Here is a 19532-nt window from a genome sequence, read left to right as displayed (position 1 = left end):
TCTAAACAGGTAATATTGGAGCCGGATTCTGTAAAGTAGAATGGGTTTTTAGTTAAGGTGTACGTAAAACAATCTAAACATCTTAGTGGAGGAATTATGAAATATTTAATTTCAATCATCGGGTTACTTGCAGTGGTAGGGTTGGCTTTGTTAGTGAGTTCAAACAGGAAACAAATCAAGTATAAATATATTGGGTTAATGGTTGTTATTCAGATTGCATTAGCAGCTTTATTATTAAATACTAAATTCGGCTTTGTTTTAATCCAGGGGATTGCCACTGTATTTGGATATTTACTGGAATTTGCAGAAGCAGGGATATCATTTGTGTTTGGCGGAATGGCAAATGAAGGAGAAGCACCATTTTTCCTCACAGTTCTATTGCCAATTGTTTTTATATCCGTGTTAATCGGAATATTACAGCACTTTAAAATACTTCCTTTTATTATGAAGGGAATTGGCCTTCTGTTAAGTAAAGTGAACGGAATGGGTAAACTTGAATCATACAATGCAGTTGCCTCAGCTATGGTCGGACAATCAGAGGTATTCATAACGGTGAAAAAACAATTGGGGCAGTTACCGCCTCACCGTTTATATACTTTATGTGCATCGGCTATGTCTACAGTTTCAATGTCGATTGTCGGAGCATATATGACAATGATCGATCCTAAATATGTCGTAACCGCTTTAGTGGTCAATCTATTTGGTGGATTTATTATTGCTTCACTGATCAATCCTTATGAAGTCGATGACAAAGAAGATATCCTCGTTGTAGCAGAAGAGGGCGAAAAACAAACCTTTTTCGAGATGATCGGCGAATATATCATGGATGGCTTTAAAGTCGCAGTTACCGTAGGTGCCATGCTAATTGGTTTCGTGGCATTAATGGCGTGTATAGATGCCTTGTTTGATATGACTATTGGTGTATCCTTCCAACAAATACTTGGATATATCTTTGCACCGTTTGCCTTCATAATGGGTGTACCTTGGTCTGAAGCAGTATCCGCAGGTGGAATCATGGCTACTAAACTAGTGACTAATGAGTTTGTTGCGATGATCAGCCTTACAGAAATAGCAGATACGTTTAGTGAACGTACACTGGGAATCATCTCTGTGTTCCTTGTATCCTTTGCAAACTTCTCCTCAATCGGAATTATATCTGGTGCAGTGAAGGGTCTACATGAAAAGCAAGGGAATGTGGTAGCGCGTTTTGGCTTAAAATTACTCTTTGGAGCTACGCTTGTAAGCGTATTATCCGGTATCATTGTAGGGTTGGTTCTTTAATCATATAGGTTAGAAAAAAGCAGATTCGAGTGAGAATCTGCTTTTTTGATAGGTTTGAAAATTATCCTCTTAAAGGCTTTATATGCAAAGGAGTGGTCTGATCAGATGTCTTGCTAATACTGGAGGCTATTGTGTATTGAGCAGCATAATAAGTTGACATGATTAAAAAATGCGAGTATGGAACATCAGATATAAACATATTCCATGATAAGATAGTGTCAGAAATAACGAAGAGCAAGCTGCCGATTATCGCATACATATTCCCGGTCATGAAGGCTGCCCATGCCATAAAAGAAATAGCGCCAATATAAATGACAACAGGAATAATCAACCCATCATTTCCCGCCTCTTGAAGAGCATTTATAAGTTTATTGCCGATGATTAGGTCAAATGCAAGGAGCGGGATAATGGATAAAAGGCGAATTTTAGAGGAATTCCATTTCTTTAGAAAGCCTGCAATATAAATGATATGTCCGATCAGAAAGAAGCTTAGCCCAACTATAAACCAGTGAAGCAGCCCGTCGCCGAGCATACAAAAAAACAGGCCGGTAAGGATGAGTCCTTTATTTTTGTGTCCTTCAGCAGGTTTTTGAAGATAGGCAAAGTAGATAATTAACCACATTGGAATAAGCTTGAATAGCAATTTGATTCCAAACGGCTCAGCTGGAATGAAAAAGATATAGATAATACTCATTACTAAAATGAGAAGAGTAAGTAATTTAACCTTCATGTAATTCCCTCCTTCCTGTGAATGTAACATAAAGTATTTGATGGAGATAGCGGAAAATCCTTCATTTTACTTAGTATTAGTTTTGAGAGGAAGGCAGTTTTCGATATACTGTAAGTAGAAAAGATTAAAAGAGAGTATGTGAAATATAGATGAGTTCAAGTTATAAGGAAATAATTTGTGAAGTAAAACCAAGAGATAGCAAAAAATTAAGAAATGGATTTCCGCTTATTTTAAAGGAGGCTATTGTGTCTCCTCAAAAATTGCAGGAGGAAGGTCAAATTCTTAAGCTTGTTGATGATTCAGGTCGCTTTATTGCCAAAGGATATTTTGGAAAGCAGAATAAAGGATATGGCTGGGTATTAACAAGACAGGAAAATGAATCTATTAACCAAGCGTTCTTTGATGAGAAAATTCAAAAGGCTCTAGATAAGCGAGCGCACTATTTCCAACAAGAAGATACAACAGCTTTTCGTGTGTTCAATAGTGAGGGTGACGGAATTGGCGGTCTCATTATTGATTTTTATGATGGATATTTTGTCATTCAATGGTATAGCCAAGGGATCTACTCATTTAAAGAATATGTTTTAGAGTCTTTACGCAGATTAACAGATTTTAAAGGAATCTATGAAAAAAAACGTTTCGATACAAAAGGAAAATACATTGAAGATGATGATTTTGTTGTAGGGCAAGAAGGTGAGTTTCCAATCATCGTAAAGGAAAATGGCGTAAACTTTGCAGTCAATCTAAATGATGGTGCTATGGTAGGTGTTTTCTTAGATCAGCGTGATGTACGTAAAACAATCCGGGACCACTATGCTAAAGGAAAGACCGTTGTAAATATGTTTTCTTATACGGGAGCCTTTTCTGTGTTTGCGTCATTAGGTGGAGCGAAAAAGACGACCAGTGTGGATCTTGCCAATAGAAGCCGGGCTAAAACGATCGAACAGTTCAGTGTAAATAGCATTGATTATGAAGCACAGGATATCATCGTAGAGGATGTATTTAAGTATTTTAAATATGCACGCAGAAAAGAGTTAAAGTTTGATATGGTTATTCTCGACCCGCCAAGCTTTGCCAAGTCGAAGAAATTCACCTTCAGCGCAGCAAAGGATTATACAAATCTGCTGAAGGAATCAATCGCAATCACGGAAAAAGGTGGTCTGATTGTTGCTTCAACAAATTGCAGTCTGTTTGGAATGGATAAATTCAAATCTTTTATCGATAGTGCATGTAAGGAAATGCATCAGAAATATAAAATTGTTGAAGAATTTTCATTGCCTGATGATTTTAGAATAATCAATGAATACCCAGAGGGTAATTACTTAAAAGTAGTGTTTATCCAGTTAGCAAGATAACAAAAATGGCCTCGTAATGAATATACGAGGCCTTCTTTTTAGAAAAATAAAGCTCCGAGAGCAAAGCCGGTAATAAGGCCAAGTCCAACTGGATAGCCCCAGCCTCCTCCGCCCCAGCCCCAATAGCCATAGCCATTCTGACCGCCATGTGGCTTAATCCATACATGGCTTCTAGTGACTCTTGTGATTGTCCCGGCATGAACACGATTATGACGGTCAGTTATGCGCACATTTCGACCAATATGTTTATTGCATAGATTGTAATAGTTCATTTACCTGATGCCCCTTTCGAATAATGTCTTCTTTGTATTGTATTGATAGATGGACAACTTGACTGTTTGTTTACCCAAAATTCCAATAAAAATCCGACGCTAAGCCAAGAACCAAAAAAAAGAAGAGGCATACAATGTGTAAAACACTGACAGAGGTGGATGATGACCACATTTACGTATATGGATTTATTATCTAAGCTTGGAATTGGAGGAGCTCATCCGGGAGGACTAAGGGCAACAGAAATCATGCTGAAGGATGAGCCTATTACTCAAGACACCGTCATTCTTGATGCGGGCTGTGGTACGGGACAAACCAGTGCTTATTTGTATAATACGTATCAAGCGAACATTATAGCGCTCGATGCCCATCCGATCATGATTCAGAAAGCGAAGAACAGGTTTTTGCAATTGCAATTACCTATACAGACAGTAGAATCCTCGTTGGAAGCTATTCCAATGAAGAATCAATCCACTCATTATGTTCTGGCTGAATCCGTTCTATCCTTTGTTGAAATAGAGCCTGTTCTTAGAGAAATGCTAAGAGTGTTAAAGCCTGGTGGTGTTTTGTATGCCATAGAACTGACCATGCAAGGAACTCTTTCAGAAATAGAACAAAAACAGATTGGACAGTTTTATGGATTTCAACAGATGTGGAACGAGGATAGATGGAAAGACGCAATGAATAAGGCAGGGTTTGCGGACGTACAAATTAGAACATTGCCCTCCTTTTATGATGATCATGAGCCTCTGACAGAATTTCAGCCATCTGAGGATGTGCCGGATGCTTTATTTGATCTACTGGAACAGCATGAAAGGTTTTTGCTTCAATATCGTGACGCGATGAGTTACCGAATTGTACGTGCGCAAAAATAGCAATACAGTGCGGCCGTAGAATGAATCAAAATCTATTCATCCGCAAGGAAAAGCCCTTTAGTTAATATTTATTAAGGGGTTTTATTCTTACTTGTTAGGTTGATGATACAATCATTAGATTCATTCTTGAACACCGAGGGGTTTACAGAAATTTTATCAATCTAAGGTTATAAAGTATTAACTTCTTCTTCAAAGTTGATCTCTACTAAGAGTGGTAATCTATTTAACATTTCCTCGGAAATTTCATGAAAATAAATCTACATAATCACCCCAGCTTAATTTTGCGTACAAGGGATTGTTTAAATACCGAATTGACATACGTTCAATCAATTTTGTCGTTCGGCAATATGAAAGTCATTAAATGAAATAACTACAAAATGAATGTATCTACTCAAAAATGGATTGCATATGGATCTTTTTCTGTTCTATGTTTAAGTATCTTTTTTACTACGTATTGTCGCAATATACCAAAGCTTAACGTTAGTACTAGCAACCCGTTTTCTTTAAGCAGATTATCATTAAGCTCCTCCACTGTAAGGCTTGGTGCTTGCTTTGAAAATTTTGTAAAAACATGCAGTTAAACACTTTATTGATCGTGTAATATGGACGTCCCTTTAAGTAGAGCCGATATCATTTTATTAGTCAGTTTAGCAGTGAAAACCACATATTTAATTTTTAAATTAAAAAATATTTTAAATTAATATAAAAACAATACTTTAGAACTAAGCATATAGAGCTATATTACTATGGATTGAAAAAATACCTACACTATAATTGATTCTTTTATCCTGTCTTTTTAGCAGATTTGACCTATTTTTAAAAAAAAGTGATGTCGAATGGTAGTATATTATGTCTTTTCGCACATTGACTTTAGGTAACAAGAATCATTATCATGGAACCTAAGCTTGTCAGAAAATTACTATATTTTTATAATTATGTAATTCGAACTACACACCTGCTTTTTCCCCTCGAGTAAGAAACAATGTCCTATTTAGATGAAATTCACTAAAAAGATAATCTTACACAGTTATAGAAACAGGAATAGCTCAAATTAGCTATAAGGGTTATGGCATCTCATCTAAAATGAGTACCTATGTGTAACAAGCCTTTAGAAGACAAGGCTTTTTACTTTCAATAGGTACTTTTATTTTTAAGATAATAGTTTTAGATGAGCTTTTATCATACATATCTATTGATAAGGAGGATTTAAATGGATTTAACAATTGGACTAATTTTTACACTTATTTTGTATGTTATCTTTTTTGCATTCCAAATTCTCTATATCATTGTCCCTCTTTTTAGTGTAAATAGGGAACGGAGTAGAATAGTGCGTGAACCGGAAGATGGTATATCCATCCTTATACCTGCTTACAATGAGGAAACGGTTATCAAGAATTGTATTCAGGCAATCCTGCATGTCGATTACAAAAAATATGAGGCATTTATCATTAATGATGGTTCGACGGATCATACTATGGAATTGCTTATTTCCATGCTGGACTTAAAGAGGGTTGAAAAGGAGAAAGCCGCACAGATTTCTCATAAACCTATCAAAGGAATTTACCAGTCTACATTATATCCGTCCATCTTTATCATTGATAAAGAAAATGGCGGTAAAGCTGATTCTTTAAATGCTGGAATTGAGTTTGCTGGATATGAAACAATCATTACCTTGGATGCTGACAGCGGACTGGATGTAAAATCATTGCAGATCATTAATTCTGCATTTAAGGATAATAGTGTTATTGCAGCAGGCGGAATGGTTCATATTGGACAAGCTTTCTATGGCGATTATACAAATCCAAAGCCGAAATTTAATATATCCCACCTACTACGATTTCAATTCTTGCAATACTTAGTTAATTTTTATCTTTATAAAATTACACAGACAAAATTCAAAGCTTTAGCCATTATTTCAGGAGCGTTTGGTGTCTTTAAGCGAGACGCATTATTTGAAGTGGGAGGATATCGCATTACTGTTGGAGAAGACATGGACATTACGATGAGGATACAACGTCTGATTAAGACAAATTATCCTTATAAAAAAATCCTTTTCATACCTGAAGCTGTATGTTTCACAGAAGGTCCCGAGACATTCAGAGACTTATTCAAACAACGGATTCGTTGGCAAAAAGCATTTATCGACTGCATCATTACATACGGACCTTCGCTGCTTACAAAATTCGGTCCAGGCATCTCACTGTTTTTGATTGTGGATGCATTAATGCTTGGAACATTAACAGCATTCCCGACCTTAATTATTCCTTTCGTAATGCTGATTATGGGTGAGGGGGCTATATTAGCGCTTATGTTATTTGCTTTTTCTTTCAGCCTCGGGGTTTTCCAAAGTTTAGTGGCCATGATTATTACCAATCGATTTGGATATGCATTCTCAAGGATTGACAAAATACGGATTGTATTCTTTGTTCCATTCGAAATTGTCACATACCGTTTTTTAGGCGTTTTATTCAATACTTTTGGTACTGTCGGTTATTTTATAAACAAGAACAGTTGGAATAAGGTGAAGCGGGTAGGCGGCCAACATCAAACCTATGATGAAGATATACAGGATAACGGAAAAGTAATTGATCTGAATGAACATAAAAAGAGTGCGGGCTGAGGAGGATTGTTTCAGTTTTGAAGAAAAATGTAAATCTTATATTCCTAATTGTTTTTATAGGGCACTTCACATTATTAGCCGGCTATTTTACAAATAATTTCGATACAATTGCCCATGCTAAATTCAGTTTAAGGGTGGATAGACCATTAGATATTGAAAACACCGTTAATGTAAGGGATTTTAAAGTTAAAGAAAACGATAAGGCAGAAAAAATTACTGTCTTGATGTACCACAGAGTCATCGATAATAAGGATCTTGTTAAAAATCACTATGATGAAGATGGAAATCTTCATGGTACAATCGTCACTTTATATGATTTCGAAGCGCAAATGCAATATTTGAAAGATAAGGGATTCAAAACGCTGACATTGCCCGAATTCCAGGCCTATATGAAAGAAGACATTGCGATACCAACTAAAAGTGTCCTGATTACTTTTGATGATGGCTTTAAGGATAATTATATTAATGCGTATCCTGTCTTAAAGAAACATAATTTCAACGCATCAATCTTCCTGATCACAGGAGGAATAGACCGAAATCCTCGTGATTATGATCCTGCTGACGCGCAATTTTTAAGCGTTAAAGATATTAATAAAAGCTTAGATGTTTTTAGTTATCACGGGCACGCCGATGAATTCCATAAACTCGATGACAATGGGGTATCATATTTGATTTCAAAGGAATATGAAGATGTAAAGGCTGACATTCAGTCTGGCTATGAAACCATCGGCGATTCTAGTGCATTTGCTTACCCATATGGGGAATATAACAAATCCACTTTAGAAATCCTGAAAGAACTGGATACTGATATGGCCTTCACTATAAAAGATGGCATGGCTTCTCCAGGTGATAATATGTTGGAGATACCAAGAAGAGGTGTTTATCCAGGGACAACTCTGGATATATTCGATAAACTAATAACTTACGAATGATAATACTAACCATTATTGTGAGGCTGCAAGATTCATCAGCAGCCTCACATTTTAGTTATGTATGGAAACACCTTTTTTAGATGTGGATGTTGGAAGAGCCAAGATTAATTCATTCAGCAAAATATGGTTTGTAAAATGGGAATAGAATTGTAACATATCCTTTAGCTCTGGGTAAAGAAGATCCGCGTTCTCAGCAGTTTGCTCCATCTCTTTAAAAAAGGCGTTCATCAAAATTAACTTTTGGGTATTGATTTCATATTCAAGTTTAGCCAGTAAAAAATCCTTGTGGCTTGCGTTCAAATTTGAGGTTTCCAATTCGTGATATTCTTTATTTTTACTATGTATACCAAAATATAGTTCCAGCATCTTCTTTGACATATACTGTTCATTTCCCTCTAACTGTTTCATTATTTCATCGGCTAGGCAAATGGAATCTGTCACTTTATTTGATTGCTTTATACGATGTTCCCTTATTACATAGGGTTGATTTTCAAAGAAACCATATGTTTTTTTTATATGCTGGGCCTTAATGATAATAGGTGAATAAACAGTTGAAAAAATTTCCTTATAGAAAATATTATGTTGTTTACGTTTCGTGAAAAAATATTTTAACAGGATGCCAAAGAAAATGGTAACAATAATTCCAGTCAAGATGATTGTAAGCATCTAATTCCTCCTACCCCAAGCGGATACCTATCTATATCTATTATCGGCATATATTCCCTAATGTTTATAGTTCAAACCTCTTTTTCGTCATTTTTTTGCTTTTATATATGTATAGTATTAAAAGTAAATGTTATAGGCTGTATGAAATCTATATTTAAAGCTTCATAAAAACAATGTTACTTATGGCCCCAGCCCATTTTTTCTACAGGCAACCGGTCATATTTCCTTGTTTTATTCCTCGCTTGTCCTTGCTGTGCTGGCTTCTCCTGTAGTAGTCTCACGAAATTTCAACGATTCTTTTCCTTTTTAGTAACCAACAGTGACCTACAGAACCATATTCCTTAAAAGTCGTATATGACATTGCTTATCAATCAGAAAGCAGCAGATAGTAGCCTTATTATACAAAAAACTGCAGACAAAATTCCAAACGGAATTTTATCTGCAGTCTGAATTGATCCTTATAGGGAAAAAAACGAATAATATGTTCTATGCTTTAGCTGTTTTACTAAGTGAGTTTTGCAGCCAGTTTTTACCCTCAACCAGACGAGCTACGAGCATTGCACATACTGTGTTTCCAGTTGAGTTCAATAAGGTTGCAGGAATATCAATAATTGTGCTGATTACAGCGATAATTGGCAGCACCTCTGGTGAGAAACCAAATACAGAAAGAATGAGCATTTCTCCTATCATACCGCCGCCAGGTATAGCTCCCATGACAGCTCCGACAAGGAAGGAAACAGCAAGAATACTTAAAATGCTTGATACACTTGTCATGTCTTTGCCGAAGAGGCTGAATAGAAAGACAATCTTCAAAACTCCTCCAAAGACAGATCCATCTTTATGTGTATTGGCACCAAGAGGGATGACAGTCTCAGCAATATCGTCTGGAACTCCGATTCTTTTAGTAGCTTCCAGGTTGATAGGTATACAAGCAGCACTTGAGCATGTTGCTATAGCAGTTACGGATGGAGGAAGGGCATTCTTCCAAAATACATTGATACCATTTTTGCCTGCTGCTATATAAGCATATAAAGTAAAGAAACCAAAGAAGTAGATGATACTTAAAATCATATACAGAGCAAATGAACGGGCATATCCTTCAAGAATTTGCGGCCCAAGCTCTCCAATAATTGTGGCAAAATAACAGCCTAATCCGATAGGGGCATAGTACATGATAATTTTGACAACCTTCATTAATACTTCAGTTGCTGAGCTCATCAATTGTGCAACAGGCCGACCTTTTTCCCCAGCCATAGCTGTAGCCAATCCAACTAATACGGAAAATACGATTAATTGTAATATATGATTTTTGGATAAGAGCTCTGAGAAATCACTTACTGTAAAAGTGTTAACTAACTGGCCCAGGAAAGAAATTTCTTCTGTTTCAACCACTTCAGTGTTTGACATTAATTCTTTAATGGATGATACATCGGAATCCCCAATTGGATTCATAAAAGTTGTACCGATAAAGCCGAGTACCGCCGCAATAAGAGCGGTTGTGAAGAACACGATGACAATACTGCCCATGATTTTTCCGAGACGCTTCATTTCACTCATATTTGCAATAGCGGAAGTGATACTGAAAAATACAAGCGGAACGATAATCATGAATAATAAGTTCAGAAATAAATCCCCGAATGGCTTAATAACTGCTATATCGGGACCGATCAGATAACCGGCTACCCCACCAATCGCGATTGCCAGCAGTAAGATGATGGAACCTTTATAATTTAAAAAGATTTGTTTCACTATTTTCACTGCCTCTCAATAATTAGTACTATAAGCATACTTGACTATTTTACCACATTCTATGAAAATATTGCTTAAAACATGGTAAAAAGTGCTCTTAAACAGGAGGAATATCATGCATGAATTCAATAGATGGCAATCAGAGAGAAGGGGAATCCTAAATCAGGAAATAAAAGTCTTTCACATTAAAGACCAAATAGTGAATGAATTCGAATATCATTATCATGATTTTAATAAAATCATCATCTTTATTAAAGGAAACGTCACTTATATGATAGAAGGAAAGGCTTATAAACTGAAGCCGTGGGATTTGCTCATCATAGGGCATGGACAAATCCATAAGCCTATTATTGATCCAACGGAAGAATATGAGCGTTTTATCATTTGGTTCGACCCAGCTATGGTTTCCAAACATAGCAGAGAAAATAGCAATTTATTGATGTGTTTTGATTTGGCTGCCCGTCGTGAAATTAATCTAATACGGATTACAGATAAGCCACTTGAAAAAATCAAAAGCATCGTTCAGGAATTAATAGAGACTGAACGGGAAGCTGCTTTTGGAGATGATATTTTAAAATCGGCACTGTTAATGCAATTGCTGATTATTATTAATCGTATTTTTATCCATGATGAAGCAGTAGCGCATTCACAGGATATCCTTTTTGATAAAAATATAACAGAAGTCTTATCGTATATTAATCAACATTTAAATGAGGATCTTTCTATACAGGTATTAGCATCAAAATGTTTTTTGAGTAAGTATCATTTAATGAGAAAATTCAAGTCATATACAGGGTACACACTGCATCAGTATATCCTGCAGAAGAGATTATATCTAGCAAAATCGATGCTCTCGAAGGGAGAATCGATGACACATATTTCCCAAAGTGCAGGTTTTAATGATTATTCAACCTTTGTAAGGGCCTTTAAAAAGGAGTTTGGGCTGTCACCGAGGGAGTATTTAAAATCAAGTAATTATGAATAAAAACCGATTTCCATTTCAAATCATGACAAAGGACCGTGTATTACCACGGTCCTTCAGTGTTTAAAGATTTAAATTTTAAAGGAACTCTTAAGAGATACAATTAAGTTGAAGATTAAATGTTCAGCTGTTGTATCCTTAGGATCAACATTAAAGTATCCATGACGGAAGAATTGGAATTTCTCATTTGGTTGAACATCCTTCATATTTGGTTCAACAAAGCCGTTTTCTATAATTAAAGAGTTCGGGTTTACATGATCAAGAAAGCTTCCGTCTTCCTCTGCTTCTTCGTCAAGAATAAGCGGCTCATATAAGCGGAATTCAGCTGGAACAGCTTGTGTAGCTTCAACCCAGTGAATAGTTCCCTTTACTTTACGTCCAGTGAAACCAGATCCACTCTTTGTTTCAGGGTCATAGGTACAACGAAGCTCTATCACATTGCCTTCCTCATCTTTAATAACTTCTTCACATTTGATGAAGTAAGCATGCTTCAGACGCACTTCATTTCCAGGGAATAGTCGGAAATATTTTTTTGGAGGATTCTCCATGAAGTCCTCTTGCTCAATATAGATTTCTCTTGAGAATGGAATTTGGCGAGTTCCCATCTCAGGATTTTCTGGATTGATTTCTGCATCAAGCATTTCAACTTGTCCTTCCGGATAGTTGGTGATAACCACTTTTAATGGTTTTAAGACTCCCATCGTTCTTGGTGCTTTCAATTTCAAATCTTCTCTTACGAAGTGCTCGAGCATTTTCTCATCCACAATTCCGCTTGTTTTAGCGACACCAATTTCTCGGCAGAAATTACGAATTGCTTCTGGAGTATAGCCTCTTCTTCGCAGACCGGAAATAGTAGGCATTCTTGGGTCGTCCCAGCCATCTACAAGGCCTTCCTCAACCAATTGTTTTAGCTTACGTTTACTCATAACGGTATTTGTTAAATTTAAACGGCCAAACTCATACTGTCTTGGTGTGCTTTCCATCTCACATTCTTTAATAACCCAGTCGTAAAGCGGACGCTGGTCTTCAAACTCCAACGTACAAATGGAGTGAGTGACGCCCTCAATAGCATCCTCAATTGGATGGGCGAAAGCATACATAGGATAGATACACCATTTATCACCAGTATTATGGTGAGTTGCATGAGCGATTCGGTAAATAACCGGGTCGCGCAAATTAATGTTTGGTGAACTCATATCAATTTTGGCACGAAGTACCTTTTCTCCATTGCCGAATTCTCCATTACGCATACGCTTAAATAGCTCTAAATTTTCTTCTACAGAGCGGTTACGGTAGGGACTCTCTTTACCTGGTTCAGTTAAAGAACCACGATATTCGCGGATTTCGTCTGCGCTTAAATCGTCCACATAGGCCAATCCCTTTTCAATTAAAAGAATTGCGCGATTATACATTTCTTCAAAGTAATCAGAGGCAAAGAAGAGGTTGTCCCAATCAAATCCAAGCCATTTGACATCTTCTTTAATAGATTCTACATACTCCGTATCTTCTTTCAACGGATTTGTATCATCAAAACGTAGATTTGTTTTTCCTTTAAATTCATCAGCAAGTTCAAAATTTAAAACGATAGATTTTGCATGTCCAATATGCAAATAACCATTTGGTTCAGGAGGGAAACGAGTAATAATTTGATCTGTTTTACCTGATTTTATATCATCAATAACGATGTTACGAATAAAATTTGACGTATTGTGCTCCACCATCTTCAACCTCTTTCGCATAAACTAGTAGTTTCATTCTAATGGAAATAATCACATGTCGCAAGAAGCCTAAAAATAATTACATTTCACTATTTGTGCGTTCTTCTAATATAGTAATTTTATTGTTTATATGTAGTATAACTGTATTTCCTCCTGCCAATACATCATAATGCTTAAAAATATAGCCCGGAACAAGTCATCCGGACTATAATAATTCATTTTACTTATTGTTTATGTGGCAACATCTTTAACGGCAGTTGGAATAAAGTTGACAATTCCTAAACAATCGGGCTACCGGCCAAAATAGACACCTTGCAGGCACGGTAATGACTACACCACCGGCACCAGTGGAGCCTGGTGTGTAGGTATATATTCCATTAAATAAAAAATGGCTTTACACGGAGAGACCTCTTTATTATGGGAGGAACCTCTCCTTTATTGATAATCATCGTTTGGCATATGTATAATAAGAATCATACAAGTATGTGTTTAGTTAGGAGAAATTAATGAATACAAATGATTCAATCGTCAATGAGTTAATAAATGGATTAAAAAAACAATGGGAATTATCCGGATTCAAAGAAGCAACTACAGTTCAGAAGGAGACCTTTGGTCCTATATATGAAGGAAAAGATGTTTTGGCAGAATCGCCGACAGGAACAGGAAAGACACTTGCTTATGTCCTGCCAATCTTAAATAAAATAAAAGCAGACGAACAAAAAGTACAGGCTGTTATTCTTGCCCCTTCAAGAGAGCTTGTTATGCAAATTTTTGAAGTTGTACAAGCATGGTCAAAAGAAACAGGTATTACGGCTGCTTCGTTTATCGGCGGTGCTAATCCGAAGCGTCAATTGGAAAAGCTGAAAAAGCATCCGCATGTTGTCATCGGAACACCAGGCAGACTAGAAGAACTGATTAAGCAGAAAAAGCTAAAGATGCATGAAGTGAAAACAATTGTGCTGGATGAAGGGGACCAACTAATGATCCCTGAGCATTTGCCAACTATTGGGACAATTATTAAAAGTACTATGAGAGACCGTCAGATAGTTTTGTTTTCAGCTACTTTGCCGGCTGGGTTAGAGGAAGAAGCCGAGCAATGGATGAATGACCCTGTTAAAGTACGGGTTAAAAAGGAAGATACCGTTCAATCAAAGGTGGATCATATTTATTTTGTCACTGAGGCGCGTGATAAAATAAATATTCTTGAAAAATTAGTTAAAATGCCTGAAATGCGTGCATTGGTTTTTGGAAAGGACATCGGAAATTTGGATGTGATGGCTTCAAAGCTTCGTTTCAAGGGAGTAGATTTAGGAGTTATTCATGGCGATTCCAAGAAAATAGAAAGAGAAGCGGCTATACGTGAGTTTCGTAGGCAGGAGTCAACTATATTACTTGCTACAGATGTGGCAGCAAGGGGCTTGGACATTAAAGGGCTGCCATTTGTAATCCATGTGGATTTCCCTGAAACGATTGCTCAATATGTGCATCGTTCAGGTAGGACTGGACGCCAGGGAGAAAGTGGAACGGTTATTTCAATTGTAACGGCTCGTGAAGAACGTGAATTAAAGAAATACGCTCGGGAACTGCATATTGAAGTTCAGAAAAAGGAACTGTTTAAAGGTAAAATTGTAGATCAGAGACCTGTATATAATCAAAATTCAAAGTCTATAAAGAAGAAACCGAATCCTAAAAGGTATAAAAAATAAAGAATGAAATGGGCTGGCTCTAATTAGAGTTCAGCCTTTTTTATTATAGGAAAACAGCATGCATAAATAATTAAAGTTGGTAAAAACTAGGGGCAGAAAATAAAGAAGGAGTGAAAATACTAATGAAAAAAATGTCTCTCTTGTTGATAATGGCATGTGTTTTGAGCTTTACCTCAATTGGTATATCCAATACCGTCGTACATGCGGCAGAAAATGGCGATAATCAAACAAAGCAAACAAGGCCAACTTTAACGGAACAACAGAAAGCAGAGCTTGCTGCGATGCATAAAGAAGTGATGGAAAAGGAAAAGGCTATTGTTGAAAAGTATGTTGAATTCGGTGTGATGTCTAAGCAGAATGCTGATATGTTAAAGAATCATATGGATAAAAGATTTGAAAGAATACAGGCAAACGGATATATTCCTCCACATCCTTTTGGAGGTACCCACCCTGGTAAGCCGCCGCATGAAAACAGTCCTGGGACTGAATCTAACGAATAATAAAGCATGAATAACCTCTAAGGAATAGAATTCTTTAGAGGTATTTTTATTTTTGAGTAATTATAGAAGAAAGGATAGTAGGGCATTAAAAAAGGCTTTTTATCCTACTATTCAAATTCACGTAGATGTAATAAATTTTAGATAAATTTTAGAATTTTTAATTTTATGCTTTCATAAGTTAATGAATCGGTTATAATGAGAATGTACTTTTATGCAACCGATTGCACAAACAGTAGAAGCCTATATATATTCTATTAAATAAATAATTGAGGGAAGATGGAAAGGGGTATTATATGAAAAGACTGTTCTCAATAGATCCGTGGAAAATTATTGAAGAAGAGTTACATAAAGAGGATTTTAGACTTGCTGAAAGTATGACAAGTCTTGGAAACGGGCATATGGGGTTAAGAGGTAATTTTGAAGAAACCTATACAGGTGATAGTCATAGAGGGACATATGTGGCAGGCGTTTGGTTTCCGGATAAAACCAGGGTTGGATGGTGGAAAAACGGTTATCCCGATTACTTTGGTAAAGTGATCAATACCATTAATTTTATCGGAATTCGTGTTTTTATTGGTGAGGAGGAAATTGACCTTAATAAAGTGGAAATGAGTAATTACCGCCGTGAACTCGATATGAAAAATGGTGTTCTTACGAGAAGCTTTACGGTCTCACAAGCTGGTAAAGAAACAGCTGTTGAGGTAGTACGCTATTTATCAATTGCAGAGAAGCAACTAGCGGTGATCAAGTATGCGGTTACACCAATTAACCATGATAGTGTGATTACCTTTATTCCTTATTTAGATGGTGAAGTTCGCAATGAAGATTCCAACTATGAAGAAGACTTCTGGAATTATATTTCCTCCAGCTCATCTGAGCTCATGGGTAATTTGGTTATGCAAACAAATGAAAACCCTTTCGGAACAGACAGATTTACAGTCTCTGCGACGATGGGTCTTGAAATCAATGGCAACACGGCCGATATCAAACCGTTCCAACACGAAGAATATGTAGATAATAAAATTGAAATTCCAACTGAAGAAGGTAAGACTGTTACGTTAACTAAATATGTGGGCATTACAACAGACCGTGATCATGCTTCAGAATTTTTAAGTGAAAAGGGTCTGGAAATTGTTAATACAGCTATGCAACAAGGCTATGAAGCTTGCTTAAAGGCACATTGCGATCGATGGGCAGAGCGCTGGGAGTTAGCAGACGTCCAAATTGATGGAGATATTGAAGCACAACAGGGAATCCGTTTTAATTTATTTCAGCTGTTTTCAACCTATTATGGAGAAGATGCCCGATTAAACATCGGACCTAAGGGATTCACAGGCGAGAAATATGGTGGTGCAACGTATTGGGATACTGAAGCATATGCGATTCCATTATATTTGGCAGCAGCTCAGCCTGAAGTGGCTCGCAATCTCTTAATCTATCGTCATAACCAGCTCGAAGGAGCCTATCTCAATGCTGAGAGACAAGGATTAAAAGGAGCATTATATCCAATGGTCACTTTCACAGGAGTGGAGTGCCATAATGAGTGGGAAATTACCTTTGAAGAAATCCACCGTAATGCAGCTATTGCCTATGCTATTTATAATTATGTGAATTATACAGGAGATAAGAGTTACCTTAACGAATATGGCATAGATGTGCTGGTCGGGATTTCGCGCTTTTGGGCAGACCGCGTCCATTATAATAAAATGAAAGATCAATATATGATTCATGGAGTAACCGGTCCAAATGAATACGAAAATAACGTCAATAATAACTGGTATACGAATACAATGGCAGCCTGGACTTTACGTTACACCCTTGAAGTTATTGGATATTTAAAAGAGAACGGGCATGAAGCGAGATTTTCAGATTTATATATGACAGACGATGAATTAAATAAATGGCAGGATATCATTGATAAAATGTACTATCCATTTGATGAGGAGAATCAAGTGTTTATTCAGCATGATACATTTATGGATAAGGATTTAATGCCTGCTTCGCAATTAAAGCCAGAAGACCGCCCGCTAAATCAAAAATGGTCCTGGGATAAAATTCTGCGCAGCTGCTTTATCAAGCAGGCGGATGTCCTGCAAGGGATTTATTTCCTGAATAATGAATATACACGTGAGGAAAAACGCCGAAACTTTGAATTCTATGAGCCAATGACCGTACATGAATCCTCTCTGTCTCCATGCATTCATGCGATACTTGCTGCTGAACTTGGACTGGAAGATAAAGCATATGAGATGTATACCAGAACAGCAAGGCTGGATCTGGATAACTATAACAATGACACGGAGGATGGCCTTCATATTACAAGTATGACAGGCTCCTGGTTAGGGATTGTACAAGGTTTTGCTGGCATGAAAACATTTAATGAGGAGCTGTCGTTTGCACCATTTATTCCGGCAGCATGGGACCGTTATAGCTTTAATATCAATTATAGAGATCATCATTTAACTATTGAAGTGAATAAAAACGAAGTGAGTATTTCACAAACTGGCCCGGTAATGAAACTCAAGGTTTACGACAGTGAATTTGAGTTGCCTGCTGATGGTGTTGTAAAAATACCGCTAATGAAGGAGGACACGGTCGCGTGAGTAAGGAATTAAAAGCGTTTATCTTTGATTTGGATGGTGTTATTACGGATACAGCAGAATATCATTATCTTGCCTGGAAACAGCTTGCCAGTGAATTGGGAATTGAGTTTACCAGAGCGGATAATGAAAGATTAAAGGGAATTTCTCGAATGGAATCCCTTGAAATCATTCTGGAAATTGGGAATAAGCAATCTTCCTATACGGTTGAAGAAAAAGAAAAACTGGCTGCGCAGAAAAATGAGCATTATATGGAGCTAATCAAGCAAATTACACCAAATGATAGTTTACCTGGCATTAAACAGCTATTGCTTGATATAAAAGCTGCCGGCTATAAGCTGGGTCTTGCTTCTGTTAGCAAAAACGCGCCGGCTGTGATGAACTCCTTACAGCTCAGTGACCAGTTTGATTATATGGTTGATGCGCGTACAATTAAGAGGGGTAAACCGGATCCGGAAATTTTCTTAAAAGCCGCTGAAAAGCTTGGTGTCCCTGCTGATGAATGCATTGGGATTGAGGACGCAGAAGCAGGAGTTGAAGCCATTAAGAGTGCTGGCATGTTTGCGGTCGGAATAGGCTCTAAAGAACAACTGGCTAAAGCGGATCTCCTATACAGCAATACATCTTACCTATCGCTGGATGAATTAATAAAGGAATATCAAAACTAAGCAATTTAAGTGCGTCCCAATTTTGGGGCGCTTTTTTTACTCTTTTTATTCCTAAGTAGCAATTAAATACTTCCTCGTTAGCCTGTATTCTAAAAGATGGATATTACTACATAACATTGCTAATGAAATCCAGGGAGTGCTCCTGCAGGCCACTGCCAGAACCGCGAAAAGGGAGTAAATGGAGCTGCCTTACTTTAATAAAGCCTCTTTATAAAGCGTTTTAGATTAAAAAATCAAACAAGTCACTATATTTGTAATGTTACTTAATTTTTGATAATATCATAATTAAGTAACATTATAGTTAGGGGGTATTTCCTTGGAATACGTTGATCCCATAAAGGATATCCGCAAGATTACCGCAATAAAAAGGATTCTTAAAAAGCAATCCTTGCGTGATCTACTATTATTTGTTTTTGGAATTAATACTGGTCTCCGTGTCAGTGAACTGCTCTCTTTACGGGTGGGTGATATCTGGGAAGGCGGGAAGTTCAAGGAGTTCCTTTATATAAAAGATGCAAAGACTTCGGAAGAGAGGGCTTTTTACCTCAATCAAAATGTGAGAGAAGCTGCGAAACATTATTTAGAAACCTTTGATTTCTCTACGGATGATTATTTATTCAAATCCAAAAAAAATCAGCAGCCTATCTCAAGGCAACAGGCATACAGGATTATTAATTGTGCGGCTAAGGAAGTGGGGATACCGGGAAAAATCGGAACCCATACGTTACGGAAGACATTCGGTTATCATGCCTATCGAAAAGGGATTGCTATTTCAATCCTGATGAACATTTATCATCATCATAGTCCTGGTGAAACATTACGGTATTTGGGAATCGACAAAAATGAAAAACTTCCTGTCAAAGTTGATGTGAATCTATAG

Annotated in this window: 16 protein-coding genes; 11 read left to right on the top strand and 5 right to left on the bottom strand. The window is 37.0% G+C overall.

Annotated features, from left to right (window positions below; genetic code table 11):
* Positions 1-96 precede the first annotated feature (96 nt).
* Positions 97-1281, top strand: a complete 1185-nt coding sequence (locus A8L44_RS17550; RefSeq protein ID WP_066109532.1) for a NupC/NupG family nucleoside CNT transporter — start codon at positions 97-99, stop codon at positions 1279-1281.
* Between the two features lie 61 nt (positions 1282-1342).
* Here A8L44_RS17550 and A8L44_RS17545 read toward each other — a convergent pair whose 3' ends face one another.
* Positions 1343-2011 (bottom strand): lysoplasmalogenase, encoded by a 669-nt coding sequence (locus A8L44_RS17545; protein WP_066109529.1) that lies wholly within the window; start codon positions 2009-2011, stop codon positions 1343-1345.
* Positions 2012-2160: 149 nt separating this feature from the next.
* Between A8L44_RS17545 and A8L44_RS17540 the strand changes: the two genes are divergently transcribed.
* Complete coding sequence (locus A8L44_RS17540) at positions 2161-3366, top strand: class I SAM-dependent rRNA methyltransferase (RefSeq protein WP_066109527.1); 1206 nt, start codon at positions 2161-2163, stop codon at positions 3364-3366.
* 38 nt (positions 3367-3404) lie between these two features.
* Here A8L44_RS17540 and A8L44_RS17535 read toward each other — a convergent pair whose 3' ends face one another.
* Positions 3405-3638, bottom strand: a complete 234-nt coding sequence (locus A8L44_RS17535) for a hypothetical protein (RefSeq protein WP_066109526.1) — start codon at positions 3636-3638, stop codon at positions 3405-3407.
* Between the two features lie 159 nt (positions 3639-3797).
* Between A8L44_RS17535 and A8L44_RS17530 the strand changes: the two genes are divergently transcribed.
* The 3 genes from A8L44_RS17530 to A8L44_RS17520 all read left to right on the top strand — a co-directional run bounded on the left by A8L44_RS17530 (position 3798) and on the right by A8L44_RS17520 (position 8063).
* Complete coding sequence (locus A8L44_RS17530; protein WP_077248194.1) at positions 3798-4511, top strand: class I SAM-dependent methyltransferase; 714 nt, start codon at positions 3798-3800, stop codon at positions 4509-4511.
* Between the two features lie 1210 nt (positions 4512-5721).
* On the top strand, positions 5722-7131 hold the full coding sequence (locus A8L44_RS17525; protein ID WP_066109521.1) for a glycosyltransferase: 1410 nt from the start codon (positions 5722-5724) through the stop codon (positions 7129-7131).
* Between the two features lie 17 nt (positions 7132-7148).
* On the top strand, positions 7149-8063 hold the full coding sequence (locus tag A8L44_RS17520; RefSeq protein ID WP_066109516.1) for a polysaccharide deacetylase family protein: 915 nt from the start codon (positions 7149-7151) through the stop codon (positions 8061-8063).
* A 51-nt stretch (positions 8064-8114) separates the two neighbouring features.
* Here the strand turns inward: A8L44_RS17520 and A8L44_RS17515 are convergent, their stop codons facing one another.
* Together A8L44_RS17515 and A8L44_RS17510 are read right to left on the bottom strand one after the other, a co-directional pair.
* Positions 8115-8729: a hypothetical protein gene (locus tag A8L44_RS17515; protein WP_066109515.1), complete on the bottom strand. Its 615-nt coding sequence runs from the start codon at positions 8727-8729 to the stop codon at positions 8115-8117.
* Positions 8730-9215: 486 nt separating this feature from the next.
* On the bottom strand, positions 9216-10481 hold the full coding sequence (locus A8L44_RS17510) for a dicarboxylate/amino acid:cation symporter (RefSeq protein ID WP_373925486.1): 1266 nt from the start codon (positions 10479-10481) through the stop codon (positions 9216-9218).
* A 112-nt stretch (positions 10482-10593) separates the two neighbouring features.
* On the opposite strand from A8L44_RS17510, the gene A8L44_RS17505 reads away from it, so the two are divergent.
* The gene (locus tag A8L44_RS17505) at positions 10594-11463 is read left to right on the top strand and encodes an AraC family transcriptional regulator (protein WP_066109509.1); all 870 of its coding nucleotides are present in this window, start codon (positions 10594-10596) and stop codon (positions 11461-11463) included.
* Positions 11464-11531: 68 nt separating this feature from the next.
* Here A8L44_RS17505 and A8L44_RS17500 read toward each other — a convergent pair whose 3' ends face one another.
* On the bottom strand, positions 11532-13181 hold the full coding sequence (locus A8L44_RS17500; RefSeq protein WP_175354324.1) for a glutamine--tRNA ligase/YqeY domain fusion protein: 1650 nt from the start codon (positions 13179-13181) through the stop codon (positions 11532-11534).
* Between the two features lie 503 nt (positions 13182-13684).
* Between A8L44_RS17500 and A8L44_RS17495 the strand changes: the two genes are divergently transcribed.
* The 5 genes from A8L44_RS17495 to A8L44_RS17475 all read left to right on the top strand — a co-directional run bounded on the left by A8L44_RS17495 (position 13685) and on the right by A8L44_RS17475 (position 19532).
* Positions 13685-14884 carry a DEAD/DEAH box helicase gene (locus A8L44_RS17495; protein WP_066109507.1) on the top strand — a complete coding sequence of 400 codons (1200 nt, stop codon included), beginning with the start codon at positions 13685-13687 and terminating at the stop codon, positions 14882-14884.
* A gap of 122 nt (positions 14885-15006) precedes the next feature.
* Positions 15007-15384, top strand: a complete 378-nt coding sequence (locus tag A8L44_RS17490) for a YckD family protein (RefSeq protein ID WP_066109504.1) — start codon at positions 15007-15009, stop codon at positions 15382-15384.
* A gap of 293 nt (positions 15385-15677) precedes the next feature.
* Positions 15678-17987 carry a glycoside hydrolase family 65 protein gene (locus A8L44_RS17485; RefSeq protein ID WP_066109503.1) on the top strand — a complete coding sequence of 770 codons (2310 nt, stop codon included), beginning with the start codon at positions 15678-15680 and terminating at the stop codon, positions 17985-17987.
* On the top strand, positions 17984-18652 hold the full coding sequence (gene pgmB, locus A8L44_RS17480) for a beta-phosphoglucomutase (RefSeq protein WP_066109500.1): 669 nt from the start codon (positions 17984-17986) through the stop codon (positions 18650-18652). The genes A8L44_RS17485 and pgmB overlap by 4 nt, the downstream gene beginning before the upstream one ends.
* Positions 18653-18968: 316 nt before the next feature.
* Entirely contained in the window at positions 18969-19532 is a 564-nt protein-coding gene (locus tag A8L44_RS17475; RefSeq protein ID WP_066109497.1) for a site-specific integrase, read from the top strand.

It is taken from the genome of Bacillus sp. FJAT-27986 (assembly GCF_001685035.1).
Taxonomy (GTDB): domain Bacteria; phylum Bacillota; class Bacilli; order Bacillales; family Pradoshiaceae; genus Pradoshia.
The sequence above is the reverse complement of the archived record's forward strand: the minus strand, read 5'-3'. Positions and strand labels throughout refer to the sequence as shown.

Excerpts from the sequence above, each read along its gene's own strand:
- A8L44_RS17550 (WP_066109532.1), top strand. The coding sequence starts at position 97 with ATGAAATATTTAATTTCAATCATCGGGTTACTTGCAGTGGTAGGGTTG.
- A8L44_RS17545 (WP_066109529.1), bottom strand. The coding sequence starts at position 2,011 with ATGAAGGTTAAATTACTTACTCTTCTCATTTTAGTAATGAGTATTATC.
- A8L44_RS17540 (WP_066109527.1), top strand. The coding sequence starts at position 2,161 with ATGAGTTCAAGTTATAAGGAAATAATTTGTGAAGTAAAACCAAGAGAT.
- A8L44_RS17535 (WP_066109526.1), bottom strand. The coding sequence starts at position 3,638 with ATGAACTATTACAATCTATGCAATAAACATATTGGTCGAAATGTGCGC.
- A8L44_RS17530 (WP_077248194.1), top strand. The coding sequence starts at position 3,798 with ATGATGACCACATTTACGTATATGGATTTATTATCTAAGCTTGGAATT.
- A8L44_RS17525 (WP_066109521.1), top strand. The coding sequence starts at position 5,722 with ATGGATTTAACAATTGGACTAATTTTTACACTTATTTTGTATGTTATC.
- A8L44_RS17515 (WP_066109515.1), bottom strand. The coding sequence starts at position 8,729 with ATGCTTACAATCATCTTGACTGGAATTATTGTTACCATTTTCTTTGGC.
- A8L44_RS17505 (WP_066109509.1), top strand. The coding sequence starts at position 10,594 with ATGCATGAATTCAATAGATGGCAATCAGAGAGAAGGGGAATCCTAAAT.
- A8L44_RS17500 (WP_175354324.1), bottom strand. The coding sequence starts at position 13,181 with ATGGTGGAGCACAATACGTCAAATTTTATTCGTAACATCGTTATTGAT.
- A8L44_RS17495 (WP_066109507.1), top strand. The coding sequence starts at position 13,685 with ATGAATACAAATGATTCAATCGTCAATGAGTTAATAAATGGATTAAAA.
- A8L44_RS17490 (WP_066109504.1), top strand. The coding sequence starts at position 15,007 with ATGAAAAAAATGTCTCTCTTGTTGATAATGGCATGTGTTTTGAGCTTT.
- A8L44_RS17485 (WP_066109503.1), top strand. The coding sequence starts at position 15,678 with ATGAAAAGACTGTTCTCAATAGATCCGTGGAAAATTATTGAAGAAGAG.